This is a genomic window from Pseudomonas sp. S1_G07 (assembly GCF_054668565.1).
The window spans coordinates 3,976,332-3,994,381 of record NZ_CP162778.1; the positions used below are offsets into that span (position 1 = coordinate 3,976,332).

Sequence of the window (18,050 nt, forward strand, 5' to 3'; positions counted from 1 at the left end):
GCTAGGGCGTCAGCACGATCGCCCCGTTGAATTGCCCGCCGCGCAGGTACGCCAGCGCCTGGTTGGCCTCTTCCAGGGCAAAGCGGGTCACGTCGCAGTGGACGGGCGTGTGCCGCAGCATCTGGAAAAACTCGCTACCGTCTTGCCGGGTCAGGTTGGCCACTGAGCGCACGCTGCGCTCGCCCCATAACAGGCGATAGGGGAAGGCGGGAATATCGCTCATATGAATGCCGGCGCAAATCACACAGCCGCCTTTGGCGGTGGCGGCCAGCGCCAGCGGTACAAGCGCGCCGACGGGGGCAAAAATCAGGCTGGCATCCAGCGGGTGGGGCGGCGGCTGATCCGAGGGGCCGGCCCACACGGCGCCCAACGAACGCGCATACGCCTGGCCTTCGCGATCATCCGGGCGGGTGAACGCATACACCTGTTGCCCGCGCCCCAGCGCCACCTGAATCGCCAGATGGGCCGCCGCGCCGAAGCCATAAAGCCCAAGGTGACGGGCGCCGGCGGCCATTTGCAGGGCCCGAAAACCGATCAGGCCGGCGCACAGCAGAGGCGCGGCTTGAATGTCCGATAACTCGTCGGGAATCGGCAGGCAAAAACGCGAGTCCGCCGTTGTGTAGTCAGCGTAGCCGCCGTCCAACTGGCAGCCAGTGAACAGGGCCCGGTCGCAGAGGTTTTCCCGGCCCGATCGACAGAAGTCGCACTCACCGCAGGTCCAACCGAGCCACGGCACACCGACGCGGCGGCCGAGCCAGTGAGCGGCGACAGCGGCGCCCACGGCCGTCACTTCACCGACGATTTCATGGCCCGGCACACGCGGCAACAGCGCTTGGGGCAATTCACCGTCGACCAGGTGCAGGTCGGTGCGGCACACCCCGCAGGCCAGCACCTTGATCAGTAGCTGCCCGGTGCCGGGTGTCGGGATCGGCCGCTCCTCGCATTGCAGCGGCTGGCCGGGGGTGTGCAAAACCATCGCCCGCATAACCCATCTCCAGGTGTTCGCGCAGTCACGCTAAATAATAGGCCGCCGGCAGCCCGCGACCAGGCGCTTGAGCCCGTCCGGGTCCAGGATCGTGACGTTACGCCCGACAATCTGCGCCAACCCCTGGTCGCGCAGGTGCGCGATACCGCGGCAGATGGTTTCCAGACGCAGGCCCAGGTAAGAGCCGATTTCCTCGCGGCGCATTTTCAGTACAAAGTGCCTGGCCGAATACCCGCGCTGGCTGAAGCGTTGCGACAGGTTCAGCACAAACGCCGCCAGGCGCTCATCCGAGTTCATGTTGCCCATCAGCATCAGCAGGGTATGGTCTTGCACGATTTCACGGCTCAGCAGCCGATTGAGGTTGTGCTGCAATGACGGAAGCTTGCGCGCCAGGCTCTCCAGATGAGCGAAGTGGATCGGGCAGACCTCACTGTCCTCAAGGGCCACCGCCGTGCAGGCGTACGCTTCGTCACTGATGGCATCCAGGCCGAGCATATCGCCGCAGAGCTGAAAGCCGGTGACTTGCTCGCGGCCGTCAACCGACACGATGCACGTCTTGAACGAACCGGTGCGCACCGCATACAGCGAACGCAAGGGTTCTCCCGTACGGTACAAGGCCGCGCCTTTTTTGACCTTGAAACGTTGCGCCACCAGCGTGTCCAGGTGCATCACCTCTGGCCCGTCGAGACCGGTCGGCAGGCAGAATGCCGACACACTGCAACGGGAACAGGCTGCTTTAAGGGCGGGAGTCGGTGTGGTCCGCAACACCACCGAGTGATCGGCTGGACGCAGGAGGGGGCATTCATGCATGCGCTCCGTCCAGGCATGGGCCTGGCTCTTGGAAGGGCAAGAAAAGTGCGCCGGCTCCCCTGGTACTTGGCGGTTCCGACTCCGCTTCTACTTGAACTTAAGCGTCGGCTTCAAGACTTGACGTATATCAAGTCCCGAGCAGTTGAGGCACCCAGAATCGACGAATGACAATCCACAGGTCCAACCTTGGCGGAGGGGTGTATGAGTGATTTTCTGGGGGTAGAGGAACTGGAGGGGCTGGATGCGTATTGGCGCGCAGCCAATTACCTGGCAGTCGGGCAGATCTACCTCAAGAACAACCCGTTATTGCAGACACCGCTGGAGCCGTCCCATATCAAGCCGCGCTTGCTGGGGCACTGGGGCACCACGCCGGGGCTGAACCTGCTCTATACCCATCTCAATCGGCTGATCAACCAGTACGATGTGAACATGCTCTTTGTGGCCGGCCCCGGCCATGGCGGGCCGGCGGTGGTGGCCCAGACTTACCTGGAGGGCACCTACACCGAGTGTTATCCCTCGGTGGGGCGCAATACCAACGGCCTGCTGCGGCTGTTTCGGCAGTTTTCCTGGCCCTATGGAATTTCCAGCCATGTCTCGGCGCAGATCCCCGGGTCGATCCATGAAGGTGGTGAACTGGGTTACTGCCTGGCCCACGCCTATGGCGCGGCATTTGATAACCCCGACCTGATCGTCGCCTGTGTGATCGGCGACGGCGAAGCCGAGACCGGCCCATTGGCCGCCAGCTGGCACGCGAACAAATTCATCAACCCTGCGCGGGATGGCGCGGTGCTGCCGATCCTGCACCTTAACGGCTACAAGATCGCCAACCCCACGCTCCTCTCCAGGATCAGCGAGGACGAGTTGTCCGCCCTGTTGTATGGCTACGGCTACGATGCCTATTTTGTCGAAGGCGATGAGCCGGAGCAGGTCCATCAGGCGCTGGCCCGGACCCTGCACACCATGCTGCTGAAAATCCGCGAGATTCAGCGCGCGGCACGCCAGCCCCGGCGTGCCGAGACGCCGGAGCGCCAACTGTGGCCGATGCTGGTACTGCGTACGCCCAAAGGCTGGACCGGACCGAAGTTTGTCGATGGCTGTCGGGTTGAAGGCACCTGGCGCGCCCATCAAGTGCCGCTGGCCAACTTTCAGACGCCGGGGCATGTGCAGCAGTTGGAGGAATGGCTCAAGAGCTACCGCCCCGAGGAGCTGTTCGATGCCGACGGTGCCTTGCTGCCGGAGATCGCAGCACTGGCCCCCACCGGGCACCGCCGCATGAGTGCCAACCCCCACGCCAATGGCGGGCAGTTACTGCGCGTGCTGGACCTGCCACGGTTCGCCGACTACGCGGTGGCACTGGCGGCCCCCGGTTGCCGGCGCGCCGAGGCGACCCGGGTACTGGGGGGCTTCTTGCGCGACGTGATGAAAAACGCCCGGGGCGCCGCCAACTTCCGTCTGTTCGGCCCGGATGAAACCGCCTCCAATCGCCTGGAAGCCGTCTATGAGGTCAGCGCCAAAACCTGGCTGGACCCGCTGCAGGCCGACGACCTGAACCTGGCGGCGGACGGTCGCGTCATGGAGATCCTCAGCGAGCATGTGTGCGAGGGCTGGCTCGAAGGGTATCTGCTCACTGGTCGCCATGGCCTGTTGTCGTGTTATGAAGCGTTTATCCATATCGTCGACTCCATGGTCAACCAGCATGCCAAATGGTTGAAAACCGCCGCCAGCGTGCCCTGGCGCAAGCCGGTGGCGTCGCTCAACCTGTTGTTGACTTCCCATGTCTGGCGCCAGGACCACAATGGGTTCTCTCACCAGGACCCTGGCTTCATCGACCTGGTGGCGAACAAAAAGTCCGACGTGGCGCGCATCTACCTGCCACCGGATGCCAACTGCCTGCTGTCGGTGGCTGACCACTGTCTGCGCAGCCGCAATTACATCAATGTGATCGTGGTGGGCAAGCAACCGGAGTGGCAGTGGCTGGATATCGACGCTGCCGTGCGCCATTGCCTGGCGGGCATCGGTCGCTGGGACTGGGCCTGCCGGGACGACCAGGACCCGGACGTGGTCATGGCCTGTGCCGGTGACGTTCCGACCCTGGAAACCCTGGCCGCCGTGACGTTGTTGCGCGAGTACGTACCGGATCTACGGGTCAGGGTGATCAACGTCGTCGACCTGATGGTGCTGCAGTCGTCTTCGCAGCATCCCCATGGCCTTACGGATGCCGCGTTCGATGGGTTGTTCACCACTGACAAACCGGTGATCTTTGCCTTCCATGGCTACCCGGCGCTGGTGCATCGGCTGCTGTACCGCCGCACCAATCACGCCAACGTCCATGTGCGCGGCTTCATGGAGGAGGGCGCCACCACCACGCCGTTCGATATGGCGGTGATCAACAACCTGGATCGCTACCGGCTGGCGCTGGACGTCATTGAGCGCGTACCGCGCCTGCACGACCAACGCCATGCTGCGCAGGCGCGGTACTGGTCAATGATGGAGAAACACAAGCTGTACCTGATCGAGCATGGCGAAGACCTGCCCGAAGTGCTCGATTGGCAATGGACCGCGGCCGAGTGATCAGCGCGACGCCCCATTCACGGCGACCGGCAGCGGCTTCATCGGCATCAGCGGCGCGAATTCCTCGGGCGTCAGGCTCTCCTTTTCCATCAGCAGACGCGCGCCGGCCTCCAGGTCGGCACGGTGCGCCTGGAGCAAGGTCTTGGCGCGTGCGTAGGCTTCGTCGAGCAGGGCGCGTATACACAGGTCGACTTCCCTGGCCGTTTGCTCCGAATAATCTTTCTGCCCCGTGACCTGCATCTGCTCACCCAGGTAGGTGGTGTTCTGGCGTTCCAGCACCGACTGCCCCAACTCGGCACTCATGCCGAAACGGGTAATCAACTGCCGGGCGATATCCGTGGCGTGAGCCAGGTCATCCGCCGCGCCGGTGGAGGTCTGGCCGTACATCAGAAACTCGGCGGCGCGGCCGGCCATCAGCACGACAATACGGTCCTTGAGCATCTGGCAACTGATCAGGAAGTGGTCTTCGGTCGGGCGCTGCAAGGTGTAGCCGAGGGCGCCAATGGCGCGCGGCACGATGGAGACCTTATGCACCGGGTCCATGGCCGGCAGGTGACTCGCTGCCAGGGCATGGCCCATCTCGTGGTATGCCACCACCTGGCGCTCTTCGGCGCGCAGCACGCTGCTCTTGCGTTCGATGCCCGCGACCAGGCGCTCCACGGCAGCGGTGAAATCGTCCAGGCTGACCGCGTCGGCGCCACGCCGGGTGGCGACAATCGCCGCTTCGTTAACCAGGTTCGCCAGGTCGGCGCCGGTGAAACCGGTGGTGATCTCGGCAATGCGCGCGCTGTCGAGGGCCGGATCCACGCTGATCTTTTGCAGGTGAACGTTGAGAATCGCCTGCCGCCCCTTGCGGTCGGGGCGATCGATCAACACCTGGCGGTCGATCCGCCCGGCGCGCAGCAGCGCCGGGTCGAGAATTTCCGGGCGATTGGTCGCGGCCAACAGCACCACGCCTTCGCGAGGGTCGAAGCCATCCAGTTCGGCCAGGAGCTGGTTGAGGGTCTGCTCCTTTTCGTCATTGCCACCGAATACGCCGACGCCGCGCATCTTGCCCAGGGCGTCCAGTTCATCGATGAAAATGATGCACGGCGCCGCCTCGCGCGCCTGTTCGAACAGGTCGTGCACCCGGGCGGCGCCGACGCCGACGAACATTTCGACGAATTCGGAGCCCGAGATCGAGAAAAACGGCACCCCGGCCTCACCTGCGACGGCCTTGGCCACCAGGGTCTTGCCGGTCCCCGGCGGCCCCACCAGCAACGTGCCTTTGGGAATATGCGCCCCCAGCCTTGCGTACTTGGCCTTGTCCTTGAGGAACGAGACGATCTCGACCAGTTCGGCCTTGGCTTCATCGATACCGGCGACATCCGCGAAGGTCACCCCCGTGTCCCGTTGTACAAACACCTTGGCCCGGGACTTGCCGATGTTCATCAGCCCGCCGAGGCCCTGCTTTTGCGCGATGCCGCGAAACATGAAGTGCCAGATCACCATGATCAGGATGAACGGCAGCAGCCAGCCCAACAGGCCGCTCAGGAAGGTATTGTCATTGACGCCGGAGAAACTGGCGCCCGCCTGCGCCAGGTCTGCGGCCAACGCCGGCTCGACCCGCACCGTGGTGAACAGGCTGTGGCCGTCGATAGGCACTTGCAGTTTGCCGCTGATCTGGTCTTTCTCGACCCGCAGGTCACTGACCTTGTGCTCGTTCAACAGTTGCAGGAACTGACTGTAGGGGATGTTTTGCACCACCCGGTATTCCGTCCACAGAAATTGCAGCACGGTGAACACGACAAAGGCGGTCAAAAAGTACGACAGGTTCCATTGATGGTTCTTTTTCATGACCCGCACCGCCCGCGCAACCGTTGGAAGCCCCGGCGCGTCGGCCGGGGCATGCTTGCTCTCACGCGAGCAGCAGGTGATCTTCCACCCGCATGACACCCGGCACCGACCAGGCCGCCCGTTCTACGAGCTTGCGCTCACGCCACAGATGAACCTTGCCGTCGAGCCGAACCACATCACCGTCGACCCGGACATGAATATCCTTGGCATCCACTTCTGCATTGCGCGTGAGCGCCTCTTCGATGCGCTTGCGGATATCGACGACGTCCACCCGGGGGCTGAGGGTCAGGCGATTATCCACCCCCATCACGCCGGATAGCTTGCGCACGGCTTTTTCCACGGTTTGTTTCTGGTACTGCCAGTCGACTTCGCCTTCCAGGGTGATCCAACCGTTGCGCACGATGACTTTAACGGCGTTCGGGGGAATGTCGGCACTCCAGTTGATGATGCTCAGGGCGCGCGCGGCGATGGTGTCGTCGGCCGTTCCGGCGCCTTTGTGCAGCCGGACCTGAATCTCTTCGGCCACCGCGCGCACGCCCTTGACGCCTTTAACCGCGCGCTCGGCGCTGACTTTCTGATCGTAGCTGCCGACATGTCCGGTCAGCGTGACCACGCCGTTTTCCACCGCGACACCGATGTTGGCTGCATCGATGTGCGGGAGGAATTCAAGCTCTTCCAAAATGGCGTTACGCAAACTCAAGTCGCTCATGATGATGTCCTCAGTCGAATTCGTGGCTTACGACAGGCCGTGAATGGCCAGTCACTGGTTTCTACGCCCGAACCACGGAAAATCATTGAGCTATATCAATAAGGCTCGAGTGACTGGCCTGTTGAATAAAAGCCAGCCATTAGTTGATAAAGATCAGAGCGTGCACATTGTGACGCCAGATACTTGACTGAAGGTCTTCAGTCCAGACGCAGGAGCATGAGCGGGACAGACAAGGGCCGCAGGCAAATGGCAACGCGCGTCCAGGCGGAGGTATTCCATGTTGGCACTCAAACGTATCTTATTGATTGCACCCTCCGAAATGACGCTCACCCCGGCCTTTGACCGGGCGCAGGCGTTGGCCTGTGCCACGGGCGCGCTGTTGCACATTGTGGCGTTCGACTATGTCACGCCACTGGCATTGGCCGGGCTGTTCGACCATGACGCGATGGCCCAGGCGCGGGAGGGTTACCTTCAGATCCATCGCCACTGGCTGGAGCAGCACGTTCGCTTTCAACGGCGCGCGGGCCTGGAGATCAGCTGTGAAGTGGTGTGGGCCAAACCCAGCCTGGCGCACGTGTTGGCCTATGTGAACGACTTTCATGCCGACCTGGTGATCAAGGACGTTCAGCATGTCGCGGCCCTTGACCGCACCTTCCACAAACCCCTGGATTGGCTGCTGTTGCGTGAGTGTCCGGCCTGCCTGCACCTGGTTACCGACGCTCGGCACCCGAAGCCGCTGAAGGTACTCGCCGCCATTGACCTGTCGCACCTTGAAGAACTGACATACGGAACGAATGAGCGCGTCCTCGAACTGGCTACGGCATTGGCTCAGGCGTGCGATGCGCAACTGCATCTGCTCAATGTCTGCAACTGGTCGGTAGTGGGCGATGCATTAAGGAGTGTACCGACCCAGAGCCTGGATAGCAGTTTGGGTGAGGCGGTCAACGACGCTCAGGCGGAAGCCTTTGTCACGCTCGCCGAACGCTATGGCATCGAGCCCAAGCACCAGCATGTGCTGAGCGGTATTCCCCACAAGGTGATCAGCCAGTTCGCCCGGCGCAATGCCTTCGATGTGGTGGTGCTTGGCACGGTCTATCGCCAAAGCCTTGACCGGATGATTGGCAGCACTGCCGAGAGCGTGCTGAACCGCACTTCAAGCAGTTTGATGATCGTCAAGCCACTGCCCTGGGTTGACTGAAACCAGCGAGTCCATGACCTCTCAAGGAGGCAACCATGCGCATGACATTTCTGGGGGCGGCAGGCACGGTCACCGGCAGCAAGTACCTGCTGGAGCATCGAGACCTGCATGTCCTGATCGATTGCGGCCTGTTCCAGGGCTACAAGCAATTGCGCCTGCACAATTGGGATGCCTTCCAGCTGCCGGTTCGCGAGCTTCACGCTATCGTGTTGACCCACGCCCACCTGGACCACAGCGGCTATCTGCCGTTGCTGGTACGCAACGGTTATCGCGGGCCGGTCTATGCCACGCCGGCCACCTGTGAACTGGCCAAAATCCTGCTGCGTGACAGCGGCCGCCTGCAGGAAGAAGAGGCCGAATTCGCCAACCGCCATGGATTCTCCAAGCACGACCCGGCGCTGCCGCTGTATACCGAACAGGATGCCGAGCGGGCGTTGAAACTGCTGCGGCCGATCGAACTGCACCACCGCGTGGCGATTGCCCTGGGCTTGACCATTCTGTTGCGCGAAGCCGGGCATATTCTCGGCGCGGCGACGGTTGAAATCGTGGCCGATGGCGTCACGCTGGTGTGCTCCGGTGACTTGGGGCGGCCGAATGATCCCTTGATGTTCGCCCCGCAGACCATTGAGCACACCGATTACCTGCTGGTGGAATCCACCTACGGCGATCGTCGCCACGTGGTGGAGCCTCCCGAACAGACGCTGGCCGAGGTGATCAACCGCACCGCGCTGCGCCACGGCATCACCCTGGTGCCGTCGTTTGCCGTGGGGCGCGCGCAATTGCTGATGTACCACCTGTATCGACTCAAGCAACAGCACGCCATCCCTGACCTGCCGATTTACCTCAACAGCCCGATGGCCACCGACGTCACCCGCCTGTACCAGCGCTTTCGCTCTGAGCATCGGCTGTCGCTGGAAGAGTGCCAGGGCATGTGCGACGGCACGCATTTCATCACGTCCGTGCAACAGTCGATTGCACTGGACCTGCAACGCAGCCCCGCGATCATCATTGCCGCCAGCGGCATGGCCACCGGCGGGCGCGTGCTGCACCACCTCAAGGCGCTGGCGCCCAACCCGCTCAACACCCTGTTGGTACCGGGCTTTCAGGCGGGCGGCACACGCGGTGCGCAGATCGTCGCCGGCGCGCCCTCGGTGCGTATCCATGGCCAGGACGTGCCGATCCGCGCCGAGGTGGTGCCCATGGACACCCTGTCCGCGCACGCCGACGCCGATGAAATCATGCAGTGGCTGCGCGGCTTCACGCACGCGCCGACACACACCTACGTGGTTCATGGCGAACCGAATGCCTCGGATGTACTGCGGCGGCGCATCAGCCAGGAACTGGGTTGGTCGGTGTCAGTGCCGGAGTATCGGGACCAGGTCGAACTGCCGGCCGTTGATCAGTCCCTGAGCGCTTAGTACCCGCCAAGACAAATGACCGATTCGAGGCACCGGATAGGCATGCGTTTGATTTTTATCAAGTACGGCTCGCCGCAAAAGAGCAATTTACCCCCCGAGAGGCTTCAGGTCCGCGTCGTCGATTCAACAGGGAAGGCCGGGGCTTTTTTCGGTTTTAACGGGATGGGCATTCATGCCTGTCAATCGAGCTGATTGAACAATCAAAAAGAAAGATGAAGCCACTCTTGAAGTACCTTGCGTCCCGAAAAGGTTACATACACAGGTATTCAACTAATGGCTTCTCAGTGCGGTGGTGCAGTATCTGAGCTTCAGTACAAAAAGTTTAACTTCGTCGGCTATGAGTTGGCCGGTGATTTGCGATTGCCGCGTGGCGCCGAATGCCTGGTGATTCTCGTGCATGGCAGTGGCGGTGGCCATCCCAACCCGCGTAACCAGTTTATTGCGGAGTACCTGGCGCGCCAGGGCATGGGCACCTTGGTGGTCGACCTGCTGACCAGGACGGAGCAGCGCTGGGATGCCCTGACCGGCGCGCTGCGTTTCGATATTGAGCTGCTTGCCGAACGACTGATCAGCGTCATTGAAGTGATCGGCCGGGACGTTGAGCTGCGCCCACTGGCCATGGGCTTGTTCGGTGCCAGTACGGGCGCCGCCGCTGTGCTGGTCGCTGCCGCTCACGCCAGTGGGGTGCGTGCGGTGGTCAGCCGGGGAGGGCGCACCGACCTTGCCGCTGAGGCGTTGTGCCAGGTCAAGGCACCGACATTACAAGTGGTCGGTTCGGAAGACCCGATGATCCTGCGCCTGAATGTGCGCACCAGTCTCGCGCTGCACTGCAAGCAAAGCCTGGAGATCGTCAACGGCGCGACGCATCTTTTCAAGGAGCCGGGTGCGCTGGCGGACGTGGCCAGGCTGAGCAGGGACTGGTTCGAAAAGTACCTGTACAAGGAGCCTTCGTCGACTGGCCCAGTGCCTGGATTAAACGGCAGGGCTTGATCCCCGCCACCTGGCATCCGTTCGAGGAAGCGGTGATCAATTTCAGTCGACCGCATTTCTGTGGCGAGCGGGCTTGTCCCGCGTTGGGCTGCGCAGCAGCCCCAAAACCAGGCGCAGAGAAGTGCCTGATCCACCGCATTCGTCTTCATCAGGGGGCGCTTCGCACCCCAACGCGGGCGGTGCGACGATTCGACAAGCCCGCTCGCCACAGAGGTACCGTCTAAAGCACCCGCTCGTGCACGATGCGATCAAAATCCCGGTCCACATACGCCGAGGTAAAGCCAAACTGCTTGTACAGGCCATGAATCGGATAATCGGTCGACAGGTCCGTCGACACCATTTTGCGAAAGCCCCTGCGCTGGGCGGCGTCAATCAGATGCCCGAGCAATGAACGACCCAGGCCCTTGCGCTGCCAGGTGTCGGCCACGGCGACCGCGCAGTCGCAGTTCTCGCTGTTATCCATGGCACGCCTGTAGCGGCTGACACCGATGACCAGCAACTCGCCATCCTGGTGCACCAATGCCAGGTAGCCATGGCCAACATCCCCAGGTTCACTCAGCAGTGCATCGAGGGTGTGCGCATCGACATGGGGCACTTCACCCAAAAAGCGAAAGCGCAGCGACAAGGGCGACAACCGTTGGAAAAAACGCAACAGGCCCGCGTGATCGTCAGTCGACAAGGGACGAATAAGCACATGGGTTCCATCGTGCAGTTTCTCCAGCCAATGCTCGGTGGTCGACGATTTATCCCGTTCTGCAATCAGAGCAGCGGCGTGTGGGGTGTCGGGCATGGGAGGGCTCCAGTGCACGGTGAAATCGGAGAGCGGCCTGGGTCAGGGCTATTCATTACGTGCCCACGTGACCTGCACGCCGTATTGAGTATCGTCGTAGCAGTAACGCGCCTCGCCCTTGAACGCGGCTTCCAGCGCATGCCCCAGGCGATTGGCGAGATGAATGCCGGTGGTGGTCACCTTCAGGTCGTCGGCCACGTCAGTCAGGTGGATGATGCGCTCCAGTGCATGCTCGGCCTTTTCCTGTTTTTCGGTGTTTTCGATCAGGTGGATGATTTCATCATGGTGCTGGTGCAAGAAGCCGCCCGACAGCGTGAGCGTGCCGGCGGGCACGTTGTCCGCTATCCGTCGGCAGGCGGGGCAGGTCACGGACTGCGCGTTGTGCACCACGGTGTTTTCCGGACGATTCCAGGTCCAGTTCCCGGCCTGATACACCGCCTCGCACCGCGGGCAGACGGCTGAACCTTGCATCCGTGGCTGGCAATAGGGGTCATGGGGCGGTGTTTTGAACAGTTTGCTTTTCTGACTTTGCTGATAGCTGTCCATGGTGTTTCTCCTGGCGTATCGAGAGGGGGGAGCCACGTGTTGATTTGGACGCCGTTTACAGCCGGGCAGATTGATTTTTGTCAACTCGGGGAGGGTTCGGCAGGGGTGTGACTTTGTTGATAAAAGTCAATCTGGCCACCGCTACTTCGGGGAAGCATGGTCAACGAAGAATGAGCGGGTGGGGAAGCAGGCTTGCCCCGGGGCAGCGAAGCGGCCCCAACACCCACCGCTGAGTTCTGATAGGAAATTCCCTGGAGGCCTGCACGCATGAATGTAGCCAAGGCTATCTCCGGGCGGCGCTCGACCCGTGACTACACGACCGAACCGCTCGATGAAAAACTTCTCTGTCGCTTGATCGATGCCGCTGTCCAGGCACCCAGTGCGATGAACCAACAACCGTGGACGTTCACGGTGGTCCGCGACCAGGCGCTGCTGGAGCGAATTTCCCGTGAAGCCAAGACTTGGCTGCTCGCCACCACGCCTGCGGGTACGCATTCCAGCCATTTCCAGGCATTGCTCAGTGAGGAGAATTTTCAGATTTTCTACCACGCACCGGCACTGGTACTGATTTCGGGTAATGCCCCCACCCAATGGGTGGTCGAAGACTGCGCCTTGGCTGCCGAAAACCTGATGCTCGCGGCCTATGCCGAGGGGCTTGGAACGTGCTGGATCGGTTTCGCCCAGGGCTTTCTGAATACGCCGCAGGGTAAGCACGCACTGGGCCTGCCCGCCGACTGGGCTCCCGTGGCACCGATTATCGTGGGGCACCCCAAAACGGTACCGGAACCCATCGCGCGCAAGGCCCCCGAGATCCACTGGATAGACTGATTGCTAACGCTGATCCCAGGCTTGGCCGGTTTTGCGGTTTTCTGATGTGGATCAGATCGGCCGCGAGGCCGGCGCCTAAGCTCGGGCTGACCCTCGACGCCCGGCAACACACCATCCTGTAACGGAACTGAGGCACGGCGCAGGTTCGCGCGGCACCGGTCGTGCAGGCTGCTTTTCATTCCTTTTCTGGAGTCAGATCATGAGCCAATACACCCGCTTGTTGCTGATCATCAACCCCGACCTGCGCGACTCCCCGGCAATCGGCCACGCTGCCGCCCTGGCCAAGGCCAGTGGCGCGCGCTTGCATATTGCCGGGCTGGCAACCCCCTTGGAGATCTTGTCGTTACTGGCCGAAGATGTGCAGGACACGACCCGCGCCAGTTACCTCGAGGATCACCGCGCCTGGCTGGACAACCAGGCCAGGCATCTCCATGCGCTGGGCCTCGACGTAACGGCGCAGGTGGCGTGGGCCAACGACCTCAAGCAAGACATCCTGGATTACGTCGCGGAGATGCAGCCCGACCTGCTGATCAAGCAAGTGCAGCACGAGTCGGCGTTCAAGCGCGCATTCTTCACCCCACTGGACTGGAAGTTGCTGCGTGAGTGCCCGGTTCCAGTGTATCTGGTCGGCGGCGGTGGCCATGCCTTGCCGCGCATCATTGTGGCGGCGGTTGACGTGTCGGACGTTCAACATGCCAATGACGTGTTGAACGAGAGCATCATTGCGCAGGCTACCGACCTGGCGCTGCAATGTGATGCCGAGTTGCACCTGCTGTATGCCTGCGACCTGACCGCGCTCTACATGGGCGACGTGGGCGGCATGGCCGTTTCCACTCTCAGCAAGGAACTGGCGGGCAAGGAGGAAACAGCGTTGCGCGAACTGGCCGGACGTTACCGCGTTCCTTCGGACCGCCTTCACTTCATTTTGGGCAATCCCGTCTCGGTGTTGAGCCAGTTTGCCAAGGAGCGCCAGGTAGATGTGGTGGTAATGGGCCGCGTCCAATATCACGGCATCGAAAAGCTACTGGGCAGTACCACTGAACACATCCTCTACCAGGTGCCCTGCGACATGTTGGCGGTGCGTGCCGACAACAGAAGCCCCGTTTAACGTGTAATCAAACCACAGGTCTCAGCGCCTGATGAGGTGACTCATGACGCATAGCCCCTCACTGCAAACCCTCTGGCAGGATCGCTCGGCGGCCGGCCAAGGGCTGGTGGAGCCGTTGCGCAAATACGCCGGTCGAGCCGATGTGATCATCCTTGCCTTGCCCCGTGGCGGCGTGCCTGTGGCATACGAGGTGGCCACCGCCCTGGCGGTGCGTCTGGACCTGCTCGTGGTGCGCAAGCTCGGTGTGCCGTCCCAACCGGAATTCGCCATGGGCGCCATCGCCAGTGGCGGTATCCACATTCGCAATGAAGAGATGCTGGGAGCTCATTCGATCGCTCAAGACCGGTATGACGCGGTGGTTGCCAGGGAAACCCGCGAGTTATCGCGCCGCGAGCAGGAGTACCGCGGTGCCCGCGCGCCCGTGCAGTTGAAGGATCAGGTGGTCATCCTGATCGATGACGGCCTGGCCACCGGCGCCTCGATGATGGCCGCGATTCAGGCAGTGCAGCTGCAGGCGCCCGCGCGTATCGTGGTGGCGGTTCCAGTGGCGCCGCCGGATACGGTGGAGACCCTGCGTTGCATCGTCAATGAAGTGATCTGCCCGCTGATGCCGGAAAGGATGATGTCCATCGGTTACTGGTACTCCAATTTCCCCCAGACCACCGACGCAGAAGTCATTGAGTTACTCCAGCGGGCCTGGCGGCGCGAGTCGATTGAAGGCGGCGCGGTGTCGAGGCGGCTCGATACCTGAGCCGTGCGGTGCCGTCGCGTTTACCCCGCAGTCCCTGGACATCGGTCGTCATGGCGATTCCCCCTTGAGTGTTCAGCTATTCCTATACCCAGGCCCAGGCTAATCATTGAGGTTCATCAATAAAGCCAGCACGCGCTTGCGCGAACGTGGCTGGACCGGTACGCGTCGGTAACCGATGCCGATCATGGAGGCAAGTGCTATGTGGTGCTCTATCAATCGCTCGCGCTTGACACTTGCCTGCTGCGTACTGGCCCTTGCGGGGTGTACCGGCCCATCTGATCGGGCCACGCAAAAACACTCGTCCATGCCTGCGCTGGCCCTGGTAAACGACGTCTGTTCCCTGTGCCACGGGCTGACGGGCGAGTCGATTTCGCCGCTGTCGCCCAAATTGGCCGGCCAGCAAAAAGACTACCTGAAGGTGCAGTTGGTTGACTTCAAAGCGCATGTGCGCATGGATAAAGCCGCGACTCAATACATGTGGGGCTTCACCCATTTGACCGATGCACAGATCGTTGACCTGGCGGAGTATTTTTCAACCCAGCGACCCATGCAGGCAGAAGCCGAAGCACCTGACGCGAGGGGCGAATTGATCTATCGCCATGGCGTGCCCGAGGCAGGCATTGCGCAGTGCAGCGCCTGTCACGGGGCGCAGGGGCAGGGCCATGGCCAGACACCACGCCTGGCAGGCCAGCATGCGGCCTACATGGTGCGCCAGCTCAAGGCGTTTCAACAGGCCGACCTGCGTGAGCGGGGAGACCTGACGAGTCAGATTGCGCATACCCTGTCGGATGCCGATGCCGAGTCTGTCGCCCATTACATGGCGACGCTGAAGCCATGAAGCGTATGGGCGTGCGCAAGGCGTCAAGGTCCGATTGTTGGCGCAAAGTTGACAAACATCAGAGCCCCGCGGCAGCGGCGCCGGATACTTGAACCGCAGCAGACGTTTCCTGCTGCGACCCTCAAGGAGAATCCCATGAATATGCGTTTACCCGTAGTGTTGCTCAGTGCCCTCCTGGCGTTGTCGGCTGGCTGCAGTAACAAGCCCGCCAAAGAACTGGATGCACGCCTGGAGGCCGCCCAAAGCACTGCGCTGTCGGCACGCGCCAGGGCGGATGAAGCCTACTCGAAAGCGGAACAGGCAGCGGTAGCGGCCAATCAGGCGCAACAAGCGGCCGATCAAGCCAATGAGCGCGCCAGCCGGATGCTCGAAAGAGCAAGCCGTAAATAGTCAATGCGCTGTTCGATTGGTTCTGATTCGCTCAAGCGTTGAACCCTCACAGATAAAAAAAGCCCCTTGTCGGTTTCCCGCCAAGGGGCAGCGCAGCCTGGGATTTACTCGCCTTTGATAGGCACGACTTTATCCGCTTTCATGGCTTCGGGCTTTTTCGGCAACGAGATGCTCAGTACGCCCTTGCTGAAACTCGCGTCGATCTTGTCCGCGTCAATACCTTTGGGCAGGTTGAATACCCGCTCGAAGGAACCGTAGTGACGCTCGCTGAGATGGTAGCCCTTACGTTTTTCTTCCTTGTCCTCCTGTTTCTCGCCTTTGATGATCAGGCTGCCGTTGGACAGTTTGATCTCGATGTTTTTTTGATCCATGCCGGGTACTTCGGCGGTGATTTCGTAGCTTTTTTCTTTCTCGGTGATGTCCACGGCGGGCATGCCACGGCCGGCCAACTCACGACGCCAGAACGGTTCAACGTCGAACAGCCCGCGGCTGAAGGGTGACAGGTTTGAACCGAGATTGAAGTCGTCGAACAGGTGGTCGACCTGTTGCCGCAGTTTCTCCAGCGGCCGCCACAGGTCTGTCATCACTGGATGCTGGTCTGATTTGTGTTCGGTAGTGACCGGCATTTTTTTTACGGAATTGCTCATCTTTCGGTACTCCTCTTCAGATTGAAGGCAGGCCGCGGATTGCGCGGCCTGCCAGGACAGAACACGGGGCTGAAGCCATCGTTACAAGGTCAGCGCTCCCGACCACAGCATCCAGCCGGCATACGCCGCCGCAGCCCAGATAATGATCAACAACCCGGTCTCAGGACCGTTCAGCGGTTTGCCTTGGCGGGCTCGCATGGTGCCCAGGTAGATCAAGGAACCCGGGGCGTAGAGGAGGGCGCTGAGCAACAGGTATTTAGGCCCGGCGGCGTAAAGCAGCCACAGGCAATACACACTGGCGACAATGGCGATGGCCATGTCGCGCAGTTGCACAGCGCGGTGGCCGGCGTAGGTTTCGCCCCGCCAGGTCAACTTCAGCGCATACAGACCGCTGAACAGGTACGGCACCAGAATCATCGAGGTGGCCAGGGAGATCAGCGCGAGGTAGCTGGCGCTCGAATACAGGGTCAGCAGCAGGAACACCTGGATGCAACCATTGGTGAGCCACAACGCATTGGCTGGCACGGCGCGGGTGTTTTCCTTCGCCAGCGAGCCGGGCATGACTTTTTCCTTGGCGGGCGTGAACACCGACTCGGCGGCCAGCAGCGTCCAGGCGAGCAGGGCGCCCCCCACTGAGACGATCAGGCCAATGCTGATCAAGACCGCTCCCCACGGCCCGGCCGCAGCCTGCAGCACACCGGCCATTGACGGGTTTTTCAACACCGCCAGCTCCGGTTGTTTGAGAATGCCCAGGGATAACAGCGACACCGCGATCAACAGCAACAGCGTGACGACAAAACCGATCACCGTCGCGCGCCCGACATCCGCGCGGTTTGCGGCACGGGCAGAAAAGACGTTGGCGCCTTCGATCCCGATAAACACCCATACGGTCACCAGCATGGTGCTTTTGACTTGATCCAGGGTGCTGCCCAAGGTCGATGAGCCCCAAAAGTCGACACTGAAGGTCTCACGCTGGAACGCAGCAATCACCAGGCCGATAAACAGCAATAGCGGCACGATCTTCGCAATGGTCGTCAACGCATTGGCCCGCGCGGCGGTGCGCATGCCCCTGAGGATCATCCAGTGCAGCGACCACAACACCACGGACGCGCCGGCAATCGCCGCCTCGTTGTTGCCTTCGCCAAACACCGGAAAGAAGTAACTCAGTGCCGCGAACAGAATCACCAGGTAACTGACGTTGCCGATCCAGGCGCTGATCCAGTAACCCCAGGCGGAATTGAAGCTCAAGTATTCACCGCCCAGCGCACGGGCATAGGCGAACACCCCGTTGTCCAGCGCGGGTTGGCGATTGGACAACATCTGATAGACCAAGGCCAACGACAACATGCCGACGCCGGTGATCAACCAGCCAATCAGAATCGCGCCAGCGCCAGCGCTGGCGGCCATATTTTGCGGCAGGCTGAAAATACCGCTGCCGATCATCGAACCGACTACCAGGGCAATCAACAGACTCAGCGACAGGCGCTTGGGTTCTACCTTGTGCAGGCTGCCTGCAACGACAGGTTGGGCGGATGGCGGGACGATCGGTTGAGTGCCTTGCAGGTGCGTAGCCATAACGAGCCTCCACGAAACGAGAGTTTCTGCAACCTCGAATGCGAGGGTGCGACTGCTGCG

The 18,050-nt window shown here is 61.5% G+C and carries 17 protein-coding genes; 9 read left to right on the forward strand and 8 right to left on the reverse strand.

The genetic code is table 11. From position 1 onward, the window contains the following. Nucleotide 1: 1 nt before the first annotated feature. Together AB4O05_RS18140 and fnr are read right to left on the reverse strand one after the other, a co-directional pair. The gene (locus AB4O05_RS18140) at nucleotides 2–985 is read right to left on the reverse strand and encodes a zinc-dependent alcohol dehydrogenase family protein (protein ID WP_460136178.1); all 984 of its coding nucleotides are present in this window, start codon (nucleotides 983–985) and stop codon (nucleotides 2–4) included. A gap of 30 nt (nucleotides 986–1,015) precedes the next feature. Continuing rightward, nucleotides 1,016–1,795: a fumarate/nitrate reduction transcriptional regulator Fnr gene (fnr, locus tag AB4O05_RS18145; protein ID WP_460164771.1), complete on the reverse strand. Its 780-nt coding sequence runs from the start codon at nucleotides 1,793–1,795 to the stop codon at nucleotides 1,016–1,018. 201 nt (nucleotides 1,796–1,996) lie between these two features. Here fnr and AB4O05_RS18150 point away from each other — a divergent pair, with 201 nt between their 5' ends. Continuing rightward, complete coding sequence (locus AB4O05_RS18150) at nucleotides 1,997–4,366, forward strand: phosphoketolase family protein (protein ID WP_460136176.1); 2,370 nt, start codon at nucleotides 1,997–1,999, stop codon at nucleotides 4,364–4,366. Here the strand turns inward: AB4O05_RS18150 and ftsH are convergent, their stop codons facing one another. Together ftsH and AB4O05_RS18160 are read right to left on the reverse strand one after the other, a co-directional pair. Continuing rightward, entirely contained in the window at nucleotides 4,367–6,202 is a 1,836-nt protein-coding gene (gene ftsH, locus AB4O05_RS18155; protein ID WP_460136174.1) for an ATP-dependent zinc metalloprotease FtsH, read from the reverse strand. A gap of 61 nt (nucleotides 6,203–6,263) precedes the next feature. Next, nucleotides 6,264–6,911: a BON domain-containing protein gene (locus tag AB4O05_RS18160; protein WP_460136173.1), complete on the reverse strand. Its 648-nt coding sequence runs from the start codon at nucleotides 6,909–6,911 to the stop codon at nucleotides 6,264–6,266. Between the two features lie 277 nt (nucleotides 6,912–7,188). On the opposite strand from AB4O05_RS18160, the gene AB4O05_RS18165 reads away from it, so the two are divergent. The 3 genes from AB4O05_RS18165 to AB4O05_RS18175 all read left to right on the forward strand — a co-directional run bounded on the left by AB4O05_RS18165 (nucleotide 7,189) and on the right by AB4O05_RS18175 (nucleotide 10,517). Further along, the gene (locus AB4O05_RS18165) at nucleotides 7,189–8,109 is read left to right on the forward strand and encodes a universal stress protein (protein WP_460136172.1); all 921 of its coding nucleotides are present in this window, start codon (nucleotides 7,189–7,191) and stop codon (nucleotides 8,107–8,109) included. A 35-nt stretch (nucleotides 8,110–8,144) separates the two neighbouring features. After that, complete coding sequence (locus tag AB4O05_RS18170) at nucleotides 8,145–9,527, forward strand: MBL fold metallo-hydrolase RNA specificity domain-containing protein (protein ID WP_460136171.1); 1,383 nt, start codon at nucleotides 8,145–8,147, stop codon at nucleotides 9,525–9,527. A gap of 273 nt (nucleotides 9,528–9,800) precedes the next feature. Then, nucleotides 9,801–10,517: a dienelactone hydrolase family protein gene (locus tag AB4O05_RS18175; protein WP_460136170.1), complete on the forward strand. Its 717-nt coding sequence runs from the start codon at nucleotides 9,801–9,803 to the stop codon at nucleotides 10,515–10,517. 220 nt (nucleotides 10,518–10,737) lie between these two features. Here AB4O05_RS18175 and AB4O05_RS18180 read toward each other — a convergent pair whose 3' ends face one another. Then, on the reverse strand, nucleotides 10,738–11,307 hold the full coding sequence (locus tag AB4O05_RS18180; RefSeq protein WP_460136168.1) for an N-acetyltransferase family protein: 570 nt from the start codon (nucleotides 11,305–11,307) through the stop codon (nucleotides 10,738–10,740). A gap of 48 nt (nucleotides 11,308–11,355) precedes the next feature. Then, nucleotides 11,356–11,853 carry a BCAM0308 family protein gene (locus AB4O05_RS18185; protein WP_460136167.1) on the reverse strand — a complete coding sequence of 166 codons (498 nt, stop codon included), beginning with the start codon at nucleotides 11,851–11,853 and terminating at the stop codon, nucleotides 11,356–11,358. A gap of 267 nt (nucleotides 11,854–12,120) precedes the next feature. Between AB4O05_RS18185 and AB4O05_RS18190 the strand changes: the two genes are divergently transcribed. The 5 genes from AB4O05_RS18190 to AB4O05_RS18210 all read left to right on the forward strand — a co-directional run bounded on the left by AB4O05_RS18190 (nucleotide 12,121) and on the right by AB4O05_RS18210 (nucleotide 15,768). Beyond that, nucleotides 12,121–12,681: a nitroreductase family protein gene (locus tag AB4O05_RS18190; protein WP_460136166.1), complete on the forward strand. Its 561-nt coding sequence runs from the start codon at nucleotides 12,121–12,123 to the stop codon at nucleotides 12,679–12,681. Between the two features lie 199 nt (nucleotides 12,682–12,880). Next, nucleotides 12,881–13,789, forward strand: a complete 909-nt coding sequence (locus tag AB4O05_RS18195; protein WP_460136165.1) for a universal stress protein — start codon at nucleotides 12,881–12,883, stop codon at nucleotides 13,787–13,789. A 43-nt stretch (nucleotides 13,790–13,832) separates the two neighbouring features. Then, nucleotides 13,833–14,540: a phosphoribosyltransferase gene (locus AB4O05_RS18200; RefSeq protein WP_460136164.1), complete on the forward strand. Its 708-nt coding sequence runs from the start codon at nucleotides 13,833–13,835 to the stop codon at nucleotides 14,538–14,540. Nucleotides 14,541–14,844: 304 nt separating this feature from the next. Then, the gene (locus AB4O05_RS18205) at nucleotides 14,845–15,378 is read left to right on the forward strand and encodes a c-type cytochrome (protein WP_460136163.1); all 534 of its coding nucleotides are present in this window, start codon (nucleotides 14,845–14,847) and stop codon (nucleotides 15,376–15,378) included. A gap of 135 nt (nucleotides 15,379–15,513) precedes the next feature. After that, nucleotides 15,514–15,768, forward strand: coding sequence for an Lpp/OprI family alanine-zipper lipoprotein (locus AB4O05_RS18210; protein ID WP_460136162.1), 255 nt, complete (start codon nucleotides 15,514–15,516; stop codon nucleotides 15,766–15,768). 104 nt (nucleotides 15,769–15,872) lie between these two features. On the opposite strand, the gene AB4O05_RS18215 is transcribed toward AB4O05_RS18210, so the two are convergent. Continuing rightward, the gene (locus AB4O05_RS18215) at nucleotides 15,873–16,415 is read right to left on the reverse strand and encodes an Hsp20/alpha crystallin family protein (protein ID WP_460164772.1); all 543 of its coding nucleotides are present in this window, start codon (nucleotides 16,413–16,415) and stop codon (nucleotides 15,873–15,875) included. An 81-nt stretch (nucleotides 16,416–16,496) separates the two neighbouring features. Next, nucleotides 16,497–17,990 carry an arginine-ornithine antiporter gene (gene arcD / locus AB4O05_RS18220; RefSeq protein WP_460164773.1) on the reverse strand — a complete coding sequence of 498 codons (1,494 nt, stop codon included), beginning with the start codon at nucleotides 17,988–17,990 and terminating at the stop codon, nucleotides 16,497–16,499. Nucleotides 17,991–18,050 lie beyond the last annotated feature (60 nt).